Source organism: Cellulomonas algicola, from assembly GCF_019024305.1.
Classification (GTDB): Bacteria; Actinomycetota; Actinomycetes; order Actinomycetales; family Cellulomonadaceae; genus Cellulomonas; species Cellulomonas algicola.
This window is the reverse complement of the sequence record NZ_JAHKSJ010000008.1, coordinates 113271-126614: the sequence shown is the minus strand read 5'-3', so window position 1 is coordinate 126614 and position 13344 is coordinate 113271. Positions and strand designations below refer to the sequence as shown.

Sequence of the window (13344 nt, the reverse complement as noted above, 5' to 3'; positions counted from 1 at the left end):
CGTGAGCCCGGTTAGGTTAGGCGAGCCTTCGCTGGGTAAGGATCACCTCACCGGCGGAGTGCTCCACTTCGTCGACCCCAGGGGGGCCTCGCGTGCGCGAGCTGCTGTCGTCCCGCACCGCCGACCACTACGCCGAGACGGTCCACACCACCGTCGACCGGATCGCCGCACGCCTGCGGACCACCACCCAGCCGTACTCCGGCGCGACGCCCGCCCAGCTGCGGTCGCTCGTCGACGCCGTCGACCTCGACGGGCCGGCGATCGGCACGCCCGCGGCGCTGCGCGAGGTCGACGACCTCGTCCTCGAGCACGCGGTGTGGTTCCACCTGCCGACCTACGCGGCCCACCTCAACTGCCCCGTCGTGCTCCCCGCCGTCGCGACCGAGGCCGTGCTCGCCGCCGTCAACCCGTCGGTCGACACCTTCGACCAGTCGGGGGTCGGGACGTTCGTCGAGCGCAGCGTCGTCGACTGGACCGCGCGCCGCATCGGCTTCGCCGCCGGGGACGGGATCTTCACGTCGGGCGGCACGCAGTCGAACCTGCAGGGGCTGCTGCTGGCGCGCGAGCACGCGCTCGCCGGCGTCGCCGACCGTGGCGCCATCCTGCCGCGGCTGCGCGTCGTCGCCAGCACGTCGAGCCACTTCAGCGTCCAGAAGGCCGCGCTCCTGCTGGGCCTCGCGACCGAGGCCGTCGTCACCGCCCCCGTCGACGCGCTCGGGCGGCTGCGGTCCGACGGCGTCGCGGCCACGCTCGCCGCGATCCGCGCCGCGGGCGACGTGCCCATGGCGGTCGTCGCGACCGCGGGCACGACCGACCGCGGCTGCATCGACCCGCTCGCACCGATCGCCGACGCGTGCGCGCAGGACGGCACCTGGCTGCACGTCGACGCCGCCTACGGCTGCGGGCTGCTCGTCTCCCCCACGCGCCGGCACCTGCTCGACGGCGTCGAGCGCGCCCGCTCCGTCACCGTCGACTTCCACAAGAGCTTCTTCCAGCCGGTGTCGTCGAGCGCGCTCCTCGTCCGCGACCCCGCCGACCTCGCGCCCGTCGCGTGGCACGCCGACTACCTCAACCCCGAGGACAGCGACGAGCCGAACCAGGTCGACAAGTCGCTCCAGACGACGCGCCGGTTCGACGCGCTCAAGCTCTGGACGACGCTGCGCGCGCTCGGCGCCGACCGGCTCGGGGCGATGTTCGACGAGGTGCTGGACCTCGCCGCCACCGCGCACCGGTGGGTCGACGAGGACGACGACCTGGTCCTCGTCGGGCGCTCGCAGCTGTCGACCGTCCTGTTCCGGTACCAGCCCGCCGGGGTCCCGGACGCGCAGGCCGACGCCCTCGTCCCGCAGGTCCGCGCCGCGCTGTTCGGCTCGGGACGCGCGCTCGTCGCCAAGACCGTGGTCGACGGGCGGCCGTGCCTCAAGCTCACGCTGCTCAACCCCGACACGACGCTCGACGACGTCGCCGGCGTGCTCGAGCTCGTGCGCGCGGCCGGTGCCGCGCTCGTCGAGGGCGACGACCTGGTCGCGGACGCGGCGGCGGTGGCGCGATGACCGCCGCCGAGCAGACCCGCACGCACGACCTCGTCGGCATCGGCATCGGCCCGTTCAACCTGGGCCTCGCCGCGCTCGCCGACCCGCTCGGGCTCGACGCGGTCTTCCTCGACGGCCGCGACGGCTTCGCGTGGCACCACGGGATGATGCTCGAGGGCGCGACGATCCAGGTCCCGTTCCTCGCCGACCTCGTGACCATGGCAGACCCGACGTCGCGCTTCTCGTTCCTCGCCTGGCTCAAGGCCACCGGGCGGCTCTACCCCTTCTACGTCCGCGAGTCGTTCTACCCGCTGCGCGCCGAGTACGACGCGTACTGCCGGTGGGTCGCCGACCAGCTGCCGACGCTGCGCTGGGGGCGGACGGTCGTGCACGTCGAGGCCGACGGCGACGACTACCTCGTACGCGCCCAGCGGCCCGACGGCGGCGTCGAGACGTACCGGACGCGGCACGTCGTGCTCGGCGTCGGCACGCAGCCGGTCGTCCCGTCCGCGCTGCGGGACCTCGGCGGGCCTGTCGTGCACAGCGCCGACTACCTGCCGTCCCGGGCGTCGCTGCAGGCGGCGCGCAGCGTGACCGTCGTCGGCAGCGGGCAGTCGGCGGCCGAGATCTACCGCGACCTGCTCCAGGACGTCGACCGGTGCGGCTACCGGCTCGACTGGGTCACGCGCTCACCGCGGTTCTTCCCGATGGAGTACACGAAGCTCACGCTCGAGATGACGTCCCCGGAGTACACGGACCACTTCCACGGCCTCCCGCCGGACGTGCGCGACCGGGTCGGGCGCGAGCAGCGCGCGCTGTCGAAGGGCATCAGCGCGGCGCTCGTCGACGACATCTACGACACGCTCTACCGCAAGAGCGCCGCCGGACCCGTCCCGACGACGCTCCTCACGGACACCGAGGTCGTCGGCGCGCGGTGGGACGGCGAGCGGTTCACGCTGCGGCTGCGGCACGGGCAGCTCGACGCCGAGCACGAGCGGACGACCGACGCGCTGGTCCTCGCGACCGGGTACGCCGCGCAGGTCCCCGCGTTCCTCGACCCCGTGCTCGACCGCCTCGACCTCGACGAGCGCGGGCGGTTCGCGGTCGCGCGCGACTACTCCGTCGACGGCGGGCGCGGGCGCGTGTTCGTGCAGAACGGCGAGGAGCACACGCACGGCGTCACCGCGCCCGACCTCGGGTTCGGCGCGTGGCGGTCGTCGGCGATCCTCGAGGCCGTCGTCGGGCGCGAGGTCTACCCGCGCGAGCGCCGCATCGCGTTCCAGGAGTTCGGGGTGCCCGCCGACGCGCAGCGGGTCGCGTCCGCCGAGGACGCCGACGCGCTGGTCGGGGGCGCGCGATGAGCGCGCCCGGCACGCCCGTGGCCGTCGCGGCGGACGTACCGGCCGGGTCTCAGGCGACGACCGCCGGGTCGCCGTCGCCGGTCGTCACGCTCGAGCCGCTCGACGTGATCGCCCACCTCCCGCGCCTGCACGCGTGGCTCACGCACCCGCGGTCCACGGCGTGGGAGATGGGCCACCTGACCGTCGACGAGCTGCGCGCGTACCTCGACGACCTCGCGGCCGACCCGCACCAGCAGGCCTGGCTGGGGCGCGTCGACGGGGAGCCGACGTTCCTCGTCGAGACGTACGACCCCGCGCACGTGCTGCTCACCGCGGTCCACGACGCCGAGCCCGGCGACGTGGGTATGCACCTGCTCGTCGCGCCGCCGACCGGCGCCCCCGTGCACGGCCTGACCTCGGCCGTCATGCGCGAGGTCGTGCGGTTCGTGCTCGACGACCTCGGCGCGACGCGCGTCGTCGTCGAGCCCGACGTCACCAACACCCGCATCGCCGCGAAGAACGCGGCCGCCGGGTTCCGCGTGCTGCGGGAGGTCGACCTTCCCGGCAAGCGCGCGCTGCTGTCCGTCTGCACGCGCGCCGACCTCGCCGCGAGCCCCCTGGGAAGGACCCTGCGATGACCGCCACCACCGAACGTCCGGGCACCGGGCACGCGCCCGTCCTGAGCACCGCCGCGCACCTGCGACCCGAGGCCATGGCCGTCGCGCAGCGGCACCTCGTCGCGAAGGCCCTGTCGGAGCTCGCGCACGAGCGGCTGCTCGCGCCTGTCCTGGAGGAGGCCGCGGCGACGGCCACCGCTCCCGCCGAGCATCTGGAGCCCTCGGGGCCCGTCGACGACGAGCGCGACCCGCACGACTACCGCGTCGTCCTCGACCACGGCCGCGTCGTGTACCGGTTCCGCGCGCGTCGCCTGTCGCTCGAGCACTGGGCGCTCGACGAGGCGAGCCTCACGCGCGACGTCGACGGCGAGCCCGCGGCCCTCGACGCGATGGCGCTGGTCCTCGAGCTGCAGCCGCTGCTGCGCATCCCCGACCACCTGCTCGCGGTGTACCTGGAGGAGCTCGCGTCGACCCTCGCGAGCGGCGCGTTCAAGGCCCACCACGGCGGCCCGTCGGCCGGCGACCTCGTCGGCGCACCGCTGTGGGACGTCGAGGCCGCGATGACCGAGGGGCACCCGTCGTTCGTCGCGAACAACGGCCGCATCGGCTTCGGCGTCGGCGACCACGCCGCCTACGCGCCCGAGGCGGGCCGGCCCGTGCGGCTCGTCTGGCTCGCGGTGCGGCGCGACGTGAGCCACCTCGCGCTGGGCGACGGGCTCGACGAGGACGACTTCTACCTCGCCGAGCTGGGCGGCGCGACGATCGCGCGTTTCCACGCGCAGCTCCGCGACCTGGGCCTCGACCCGGCCGGCTACCGCTGGCTGCCCGTGCACCCGTGGCAGTGGGAGCACCGGCTCGCGATCACGTTCGCGCCCGACGTCGCCCGCCGCGACCTCGTCCTCCTGGGCACGGGCGACGACGACTACCTGCCGCAGCAGTCGATCCGCACGCTGCTCAACGTGTCCGACCCGTCGCTGCACTACGTCAAGGTCGCGCTCGCGATCCAGAACATGGGCTTCCTGCGCGGCCTGTCGCCCGCGTACATGGCGGCGACGCCGGCGATCAACGACTGGGTCGCGGACCTCGTCGCGGGTGACCCCGTGCTGGGCGCCCTCGGGTTCCGCGTGCTGCGCGAGCGCGTCGCGATCGGGTACACCGGCGACGCGTACCACCGCACGCCGCAGCCCAACGCGCACCGCAAGATGGTCGCCGCGCTGTGGCGCGAGAGCCCCGTCCCGCTCGTCCCGGCCGGGCACGCGCTCGCGACCATGGCGTCGCTGCTGCACCGCGACGCGGACGGCGCGTCCTACGTCGGCGCGCTCGTCGCCGCGTCCGGGCTCGACGCGACCGCGTGGGTGCGGCGCTACCTCGACGTCTACCTCACGCCGCTCGTGCACTGCCTGCTCGCGCACGACCTCGCGTTCATGCCGCACGGCGAGAACGTCATCCTCGACCTCGACGCGCACGTGCCGGTCGGCGCGTTCCTCAAGGACATCGGCGAGGAGGTCGTCGTCCTCACCGACCGGCCCCTGCCCGACGAGGTCGCGCGCGTGCGGCACCCAGTGGACGCCGACGAGGCCGCGCTCGCCGTCTTCACCGACGTGTTCGACGGGTTCCTGCGGCACCTCGCCGCGATCCTCGACACCGACGGGCTGCTCGACGAGCGGGCGTTCTGGGGCCTCGTGGCGGACGTGATCGACGCGCACGCCGCACGCCACCCCGACCTGCACCGACGCGTCGACCTGCGCGCCCGGCGCTTCGCGCACTCGTGCCTCAACCGGCTGCAGCTGCGCAACACCGCGCAGATGGTCGACCTGACCGACCCGTCGGGCTCGCTCATCTACGCGGGCACGCTCGCCAACCCGGTCGCCCGGCGGCGCGACGCATGACGGCGTGCGCGTCCGCGTCCCCGGCGACGCGCGCCCGCGCGTGCGTGACGACGTGCGCGACCGCTCGGGCCCGCAGCAGGGTGGGCGCATGACGGTCGAGGTGTTCCGTGACGCGTGGGGCGTGCCGCACGTCCGCGCCGACGACGAGCTCGGCCTCGCCTACGGCCAGGGCCTCGTGACGGCCGTCGACCGCGCGTGGCAGGTCGAGGTCGACCTGTGGCGCGCGCAGGGTCGGCTCGCCGAGCGCCTCGGACCCGCGGGCGTCGACTGGGACGTGCTCGCGCGTCGCCTGCGCATCGCCGACACCGCGCGCCGGGTGCACGACGCGCTGCCCGAGGACGACCGCGCGTGGCTGGCCGCGTACGTCCGCGGGATCGACGACGGCCTGCGCGGGCGCCCGGTCGCGGAGGTCGAGGCGCTCGACGCGCACCTCGGCGGCACCACCACGCGCGAGCCGTGGCCCGCGTGGGGACCGGTCGGAATGCTGCTCGTCGCGCACGTGCTGTTCTCGACGTTCCCGCGGCTGCTGTGGAACGACCACGTCGCGCACGCGCTCGGCGACGACGCCGTCGGCCTGTTCGACGCCGCGGGCGGCGCGGGCGACCCCGGCTCGGGCGGCAGCAACGCGTGGGCGCTGCACGGGTCGCGCACCGCGAGCGGCCTCCCGCTCGTCGCGGGTGACCCGCACCGGCTGCTCGAGCTGCCGGGCGTCTACCAGCAGGTCCGGCTCGCGTGCCCCGGCGTCGACGTCGTCGGGCTGGCCTTCCCCGGAGTTCCCGGGGTCCCGCACGTCGCGCACACCGGCGACGTCGCGTGGGGCGTGACGAACGCGATGGCGCACCACGTCGAGGTGTTCCGGGAGCGCCTGCGCCGGTCGTCCGACGGGTGGCGGGCGCGAGGGCCGGACGGCTGGGAGCCCGCGTCGGTGCACACCGAGTCGATCCGCGTCCGCGGCGGCGCCGACGTCCCCGTGCTGGTCGGCGAGACCGCGCGCGGTCCGCTGCTGTGGCGGGAACGTCCCGACGACGGTCCCGCGCGCGAGGTCGCCGACGTCGTGCGTGCCGCACCTCCCGGTGGACGCGGTGCCGTCACCGGCGACGACGTGGTCGAGCGCGACGCGTGGTCCGTGCGGTTCCCCGTGCGCGCGACGGCGGACGCGGGCGTCGGGTGCCTGCGTCGGCTGCTGCACGTGCGCACCGCGCACGAGGTCGCCGGCGTGCTGCGGGACTGGGTCGACCCGGTCAACCGCGTGCTCGTCGGGGACCGGCACGGCACGGTCCTGCGCGTCGTCGCCGGACGGGTCCCCGACCGCGACGCGGGCCTGCGGCACCGCCCCCACGACGCATGGTCCGACGCCGGGCGCCCGCCGCGCTGGGTGTCGCCCGTCGACCCCGAGCCCGTCACGGACGTCGCGGTCGACGCCAACGAGCGCCCCGCGCACGCGGACCACGACCTGGGCGCCCTCTACGCGCCGCCGCAGCGGGCCCGTCGCATCCGCACGCTGCTCGACGCGACCCGCGACGAGCCCGCGACCGCGGCGAGCACCGCGCGCGTGCACGGCGACGTGCGGCACGACGGCGCGGCGCGTCTCCTCGCGCACCTCCCGCCCGCCGATGCGGACCGGTCGGCCGACGCCGTGGACCTGTCGGCCGACGCACGCCGGCTGCGCGACCGGCTCCTGGCATGGGATCGGGAGATGGCGGCCGACAGCCCAAGCGCGGCCGACTTCGCGCGCTGGCGGTCGGCCCTCGTCCGACGCGTCGCCGCGCACCCGTCGCTCGCTGCCCTGCACGACGACGCGGGCGCCGGCCCGGTCCTGGCGCCGTGGTTCGTCGTACCTGCGCGGGTCGCGGACGCGCTGCCCGCGCTGCTCGACGCCGACTGCGCCGACCCGGACCGGCTGCGCCTCGACGGACCGGGCCTGGCCCGTGCCGCGCTCGAGGACGTCATCGCCGAGGCGCACGCCCCCCGGACGGACGGCACCGCGGCCGACGACGAGGCCGCGACCTGGGCGGACCTGCACCGCCTGCACCCCCTGCACGTGCTCGACGAGGTCCCGGGGTGCGCGTCCCCGTTCAGGGTGGACGCCGGCGTCGGCGGCGACACGGAGTGCGTGCGCTCGACGTCGTCGACCCCCGGCGTCACGCACCGCTCGTGGCGCGGCTCGGTCGCGCGCTACGTGTGGGACCTGGCCGACCGCGAGCGCAGCCGCTGGAACGTCCCCTTCGGCGCGAGCGGCGTGCCCGGCGACCCGCACGCCCTCGACCAGCTCGACGCGTGGCTCGACGCCCGCACGACCGAGGTCGTCACCGACTGGGACCGGCTGCACCGGGAGGACCTGCCATGACCACCACCGCCCCCACGACGGGCGCGCGCCTGCGCTCGGGCCCGCGCGGCACGGTCGTCGACGAGCGCGACGTGCCCGGCCTGGGCGTCCTCACGACGACGGTCCTCGACCCCGACGGCGACCTCGACACCGTGCACGCCTGGGTCACGCAGCCGCACACCGGGTTCTGGGGCCTCGGCGGGCTGAGCCGCACCGAGCTGCGCGACACGTACGCGTTCGTCGACGGCCTGCCGAGCCACCACGCGTTCCTGCTGCGCCGCGACGGCCTGCCCGTCGCGCTGCTGCAGACGTACGAGCCCGAGCACGACCCCGTCGGCGAGGCCTACGACGTCCAGCCCGGCGACCTCGGCCTGCACTTCCTGCTCGGCGCGCGCGGCCGCCCGACCCCGCGCTTCTCGACGCTGCTCATGGGCGCGGTGCTCGACGCGCTCTTCCAACCGCCGGCCGCACGTCGCGTCGTCATCGAGCCCGACGCGCGCAACGACCGGGCGGTGTCACGCGCCACCCGCCAGGGCTTCGTGCTCGGACCCGTCGTCGACCTCCCGACCAAGCGCGCACAGCTCGCGTTCCTCACGCGCGAGCGCTGGGCGGAGGTGCGCCCCACGACCGCCGGGGCCTGAGCGCGCGACCGGCGCCCGAGGATCATCCTTGTCGCGCGCGCCCGAGGGGCGGACGCTGGACCGGTCGGGCGCACGAGGATCGGGGGGACCTCGCCATGGCCGGGACGTCGAGCGAGCCGGAGCAGCAGCCGCACCTCGGGGCGGTCACGTGGGCGCCGCTGCACGACCGCGCGAGCGCGCTGCGGTCGGTGCGGTGGTGGAGCGTCGCGGGTGGCGTGGGCTTCGTCGTCGCGGCGTCGGTCGCGGTCGTCGTCGCCGGGACGTCGGCGGACCGAGCGCTCGCGATGTACGGCATCGGCGCGGCGGTCGCGGTCGGGGCGCTGCTCGTCGGCGTCGGGGTCGGACTGCTCACGGCGGAGGCTGTCCGGTCCGACGCGTTCGCGATCGCACCCGGACCGCACATCTCACCGGACCCCGACAAGCCGCAGTCCGCGGTCGGCGGGATGCTGCCGGCGGGCGCCACGCTCGAACAGCTCGGCACGTTCCTCGGCACCGTGCGGCAGGTGCTGGCGGGCCTCTCCCCGGGCCGCATCTGCACGATGCTCGGCACGCTGCTGCTCGTGGTGGGGGCAGCGACGGCAGTGGCTGCGTCGAACCTGCTGGGCGCTTGAGATCCGCTGCAGTCAGAGGCTCAGCCAGCAGTAGAGATGCGCCCCCTCGGCGCGCGCCCGGCGCGCGAGTGCGGAGAGCGCTCGGGCGAACGCAGCCAGGTCGGCGGGGTCCGCGCCCTCCAGCTCGTCGGTCTCGGACCAGGAGACGGCGACCTCGTCGAGGCGGCCGTCGCTCACGTCGGCGAGGGCTCGCGTCAGCGCGTCCGTGAGCCGGACGACGAGCTCCTCCCCTCCGTGACGGTCGGCGACCGGTGACGTCGGTGCGTCGTCGAGGACCTCCTCGAACGTCCTGCCGGTGAGCAGCTCCTCGAGGGTCCCCAGGTGCACGACCGGCTCGATGCCACCGCCGTCGACGGCGTGCGCCGGGATCGAGTCCGAGTGGACCGAGGCTGCGGCCTCGTCGGTCGGAGCGACGAAGTACTCGGTGAGCAGACCCATGGCCCACATCATGCCGTCGCCCTGCCTCAGCACCGTGCCGACACCGGGTGTCGCCAGCACGTCCCCGACCCTCGCGCCGCCGGACGCCCTAGCCCGCGACCTCCGCGGCCTCGAGCCAGGCGGCCTCGAGCTCGTCCTTCTCGGCCGCGAGCGTGCGCAGCTCCGCGTCGAGCGCGAGCACGGCCTGGTGGTCCGTCGCCTGCGCGGCCATCTTGTCGTGCAGGTCCTTCTCGAGGTCGGCGATGCGCGACAGGCGGCGCTCGATGCGCGCGATCTCCTTGCGCGCGGCGCGCACCTCGGCCTGCGTGGTGCCTGCGGCCACGACGGCGTCGCCCGGCACAGCGGTGTCGGCGGCAGGCGACACAGCCGCGGGCGGCTGCGCCTCACCGGCCGCGTGGCGCAGCTCGAGGTACTGCTCGACGCCGCCGGGCAGGTCGCGGAGCTTCGCGTCGCCGAGCAGCGCGACCTGCCGGTCGCACACGCGCTCGAGCAGGTACCGGTCGTGCGAGACGACGACGAGCGTGCCGGGCCAGCCGTCGAGCAGGTCCTCGAGCGCGGCGAGCGTGTCGGTGTCGAGGTCGTTGGTCGGCTCGTCGAGCAGCAGGACGTTGGGCTCGCCGACCAGCAGCCGCAGCAGCTGCAGGCGCCGCCGCTCGCCACCGGACAGGTCGCGGACCGGGGTGCGCGCGCGGTCGCGCGGGAAGCCGAGCCGTTCGACGAGCTGCGACGCGGTGAGCTCCTTGCCGCCGACGACGATCGACCGCTTCTCGCGCTCGACGACCTCGACGACGCGCAGGTCCGCGAGCTCGTCGAGGTCCTCGACGTCCTGCCGCAGCTCGGCGACCGCGACGGTCTTGCCGCGCTTGACCCGCCCGGACGTGGGCGCGAGCCGCCCGGCGAGCAGGCGCAGCAGCGTCGTCTTGCCGGCGCCGTTGACGCCGACGACGCCGATCCGGTCGCCTGGGCCGAGCCGCCACGTCACGTCGTCGAGCAGGACCTTGTCGCCGAACGCGAGCGTCACGTCCTCGACGTCGAGCACGTCCTTGCCGAGCCGGGCCGTCGCCATCCGGGCGAGCTCCATGCGGTCGCGCGGCGGCGGCTCGTCGGCGATGAGCGCGTTCGCGGCGTCGATGCGGAACCGCGGCTTCGACGTGCGGGCGGGTGCGCCGCGGCGCAGCCACGCGAGCTCCTTGCGCAGCAGGTTCTGCCGCTTCTCCTCGGTGGTCGCCGCGGTCCGGGCACGCTCCGCGCGCGCGAGCACGTAGGCGGCGTACCCGCCGTCGTACTGGTCGACGCCGCCGTCGTGCACCTCCCAGGTGCGCGTGCAGACGGCGTCGAGGAACCAGCGGTCGTGCGTCACGACGACGAGCGCGCCGGAGCCGCGCGCGTACCGCTCGACGAGGTGCGCGGCGAGCCACGCGACGCCCTCGACGTCGAGGTGGTTGGTCGGCTCGTCGAGCACGAGCACCTCGTCGTCGCGGACCAGCAGCGCCGCGAGCGCGACCCGACGGCGCTGCCCGCCGGACAGCGACGACACGTCGGCGTCGAGGCCGACGTCGGACAGCAGGCCCGCGTGCACGGCGCGGATGCGGGCGTCCGACGCCCACTCGTGCGCGTCGGCGGACCCGTGCACCGCGTCGAGGACGGTGCCGGGCGGCAGGTCGTCACGCTGGTCGAGCACGGCGACCCGCGCACCGCCCGCGCGCGTGACGCGTCCCGCGTCGGGCTCCTGGAGGCCGGCGAGGACGCGCAGCAGGGTGGACTTGCCGGCGCCGTTGGGGCCGACGACGCCGATGCGCTGGCCGTCGTCCAGGCCGAGGCTGACCTCGTCGAGGAGCGTGCGCGTGCCGAGCGTGAGGGTGACGCGGTCCGCGCCGAGCAGGTGAGCCATCGAGGCGACAGGCTACCCGTCGCCCCAGGCCGCACGACGACCGCGCTGGTCAGGCCTCCGCGGGCGCGACGACGCCGGTCAGTCCGTCGCCGACACCACGCGCGCACCCGCGACCGGACCGGCCGCCGTGAGCACGCGGTCCGCGACGCCTGACGCCGTGAACGCGGCCGCGAGGACGAGCGCGTGCTGGCGGCTGCGCGCGAGCGCGGCGACCGTCGGGCCGGACCCGGACACGACGACGCCGAGCGCCCCCGCGTCCTCGGCGACGGCCAGCGGCTCGGCGAGCCCGGGGTCGAGCTCGAGGGCCGCCATCTGCAGGTCGTTGTGGAGCGCGGCACCGAGAGCGCGGGCGTCGCCGGCCCGCAGCGCCTGCATGAGCGGCACGTCGGCCTCGGGGTCCGGCTCGGCGAGGGCGTCGTGCCCGTGCAGCTCGTCGAACGCGCGGTACACGGCGGGCGTCGACAGGCCGCGGTGCTGCACGGCGAACGCCCAGTGGAACTCGCCGCGCGTGAGGGCCGGCGTGAGCAGGTGCCCGCGACCGGACCCGACGGCGGTGTGTCCGGTCAGCGAGAACGGCACGTCGGACCCGAGGTTCGCGGCCAGGTCCAGCAGGTCGTCGCGGCTCAGGCCGGTCCGCCACAGCGCGTCGCACGCGACGAGCGCGGCGGCGGCGTCGGCCGAGCCGCCCGCCATGCCGCCGGCGACGGGGACGTCCTTGACGACGTGCAGGTGGACGCCCGTGTCGATCCCGACGCGCTCCGCGAGCAGGCGCGCGGCCCGGAGCGCGAGGTTGCCGTCGTCGGTCGGCACGACCTCCGCCTGCGGTCCGCTCACCGTGAGCTCGAACGTTTCCGACGGCGTCGCGACGACCTCCTCGAAGACGCCGACCGCCTGGAACACCGTCGACAGCGGGTGGTAGCCGTCCTCGTCGCGCGGCCCGACGCGCAGCGAGAGGTTGATCTTCCCGGGCGCGCGGACCCTGACCTCGTGCTCGGGCAGCGGGGCCACGGGGGTCAGCGTCACGGCTCCACTGTGCCAGGTCCGCCAGGACCCGCGCCCGCGGGGGACGCGAGCTGCTCGGCGATGCGCGCGAACGCCTCGATGTCGAGCCGCTCGCCCCGGGCCTGCGGGTCCACGCCCGCGGCGACGAGTGCGGCCTGCGCGGCGTCGGCCGACCCGGCGAGCGACGCGAGGGCCGGGCGCAGCATCTTGCGCCGCTGCGCGAACGCCGCGTCGACGACCGCGAACACCTCCTCGCGGGCCGCGGTCGTGCTCGGCGGCTCGCGGCGGTCCAGCCGGACCAGCGCGGAGTCGACGTTCGGCACGGGCCAGAACACGCTGCGGCCGACCGTCGCCGTGCGGCGCGCGTGCGTGTACCAGGCGGCCTTCGCCGACGGCACGCCGTACGTGCGGCTGCCGGGCGGTGCGGCCAGGCGGTCGGCGACCTCGGCCTGCACCATGACCAGCGCGCGCTCGAGGGAGTCGAACCGCTCGAGGAACGTGAGCAGCACGGGGACGGACACGTTGTACGGGAGGTTGGCGACGAGCGCGACCGGCGGCTTCCCGGGGAGCTCGCGCACCTCGAGGGCGTCGCGCAGCACGACCGTCAGGCGGTCACGGCCGTCCGCGTCGCGCAGCACGACGACGGGCGAGCCGTCCACGTCGTCGGCCTGCGCCACCGTGAGCCCTGGCACGTGCTCCGCGACCGTGCCGGGCAGCAGTCGCGCGAGGACCGGGTCGATCTCGACCGCGACGACGTCCGCGTCCGCCTCGAGCAGCCCGAGCGTCAGCGACCCGAGCCCGGGGCCGACCTCGACGACACGCTCGCCCGGCCCGACGTCCGCCTGCCGCACGATCTTGCGGACCGTGCCCGCGTCGAGCACGAAGTTCTGCCCGAGGGTCTTGGTGGGTCGCACCCCGGCGCGCTCGGCGAGCGCCCGGATCTCCGCGGGCCCGAGCAGCGAGGTCGACATGGCGAAGAGCCTAGGCGCTCGCGCGGGGACGCCGACGCCCGCCGACCCCGGGCGGGGCGGCGGGCGTCGGGACGCGCGGCGTCAGG

Annotated in this window: 10 protein-coding genes and 2 pseudogenes; 7 read left to right on the top strand and 5 right to left on the bottom strand. The window is 75.8% G+C overall.

Annotated elements, in window-relative coordinates; genetic code table 11:
- Positions 1–92 precede the first annotated feature (92 nt).
- From KOV94_RS07860 to KOV94_RS07830, 7 genes are all read left to right on the top strand, one after another.
- Complete coding sequence (locus KOV94_RS07860; protein ID WP_218051741.1) at positions 93–1553, top strand: pyridoxal phosphate-dependent decarboxylase family protein; 1461 nt, start codon at positions 93–95, stop codon at positions 1551–1553.
- On the top strand, positions 1550–2893 hold the full coding sequence (locus KOV94_RS07855) for a lysine N(6)-hydroxylase/L-ornithine N(5)-oxygenase family protein (protein WP_218051740.1): 1344 nt from the start codon (positions 1550–1552) through the stop codon (positions 2891–2893). The genes KOV94_RS07860 and KOV94_RS07855 overlap by 4 nt, the downstream gene beginning before the upstream one ends.
- A complete protein-coding gene (locus tag KOV94_RS07850) occupies positions 2890–3510 on the top strand; it encodes a GNAT family N-acetyltransferase (protein ID WP_124343788.1) in 621 nt (206 codons plus the stop codon). The genes KOV94_RS07855 and KOV94_RS07850 overlap by 4 nt, the downstream gene beginning before the upstream one ends.
- A complete protein-coding gene (locus KOV94_RS07845) occupies positions 3507–5378 on the top strand; it encodes an IucA/IucC family protein (protein ID WP_218051739.1) in 1872 nt (623 codons plus the stop codon). Before KOV94_RS07850 ends, KOV94_RS07845 begins: the two co-directional genes overlap by 4 nt.
- Positions 5379–5466: 88 nt before the next feature.
- Positions 5467–7725: a penicillin acylase family protein gene (locus KOV94_RS07840; RefSeq protein WP_218051738.1), complete on the top strand. Its 2259-nt coding sequence runs from the start codon at positions 5467–5469 to the stop codon at positions 7723–7725.
- Positions 7722–8345, top strand: a complete 624-nt coding sequence (locus KOV94_RS07835) for a GNAT family N-acetyltransferase (protein WP_218051737.1) — start codon at positions 7722–7724, stop codon at positions 8343–8345. Before KOV94_RS07840 ends, KOV94_RS07835 begins: the two co-directional genes overlap by 4 nt.
- 95 nt (positions 8346–8440) lie before the next feature.
- Complete coding sequence (locus KOV94_RS07830; RefSeq protein WP_124343792.1) at positions 8441–8956, top strand: hypothetical protein; 516 nt, start codon at positions 8441–8443, stop codon at positions 8954–8956.
- A 12-nt stretch (positions 8957–8968) separates the two neighbouring features.
- On the opposite strand, the gene KOV94_RS07825 is transcribed toward KOV94_RS07830, so the two are convergent.
- The 5 genes and pseudogenes from KOV94_RS07825 to rsmA all read right to left on the bottom strand — a co-directional run bounded on the left by KOV94_RS07825 (position 8969) and on the right by rsmA (position 13258).
- A complete protein-coding gene (locus KOV94_RS07825; RefSeq protein WP_124343793.1) occupies positions 8969–9454 on the bottom strand; it encodes a hypothetical protein in 486 nt (161 codons plus the stop codon).
- Positions 9455–9482: 28 nt separating this feature from the next.
- A pseudogene (locus tag KOV94_RS21400) lies at positions 9483–10649 on the bottom strand (ATP-binding cassette domain-containing protein); the annotation flags it as partial.
- Positions 10650–10802: 153 nt separating this feature from the next.
- A pseudogene (locus KOV94_RS21395) lies at positions 10803–11285 on the bottom strand (ATP-binding cassette domain-containing protein); the annotation flags it as partial.
- A gap of 78 nt (positions 11286–11363) precedes the next feature.
- A complete protein-coding gene (locus KOV94_RS07815; RefSeq protein ID WP_218051735.1) occupies positions 11364–12308 on the bottom strand; it encodes a 4-(cytidine 5'-diphospho)-2-C-methyl-D-erythritol kinase in 945 nt (314 codons plus the stop codon).
- Positions 12305–13258 (bottom strand): 16S rRNA (adenine(1518)-N(6)/adenine(1519)-N(6))-dimethyltransferase RsmA, encoded by a 954-nt coding sequence (gene rsmA / locus KOV94_RS07810; protein WP_218051734.1) that lies wholly within the window; start codon positions 13256–13258, stop codon positions 12305–12307. Before rsmA ends, KOV94_RS07815 begins: the two co-directional genes overlap by 4 nt.
- Positions 13259–13344: the final 86 nt, after the last annotated feature.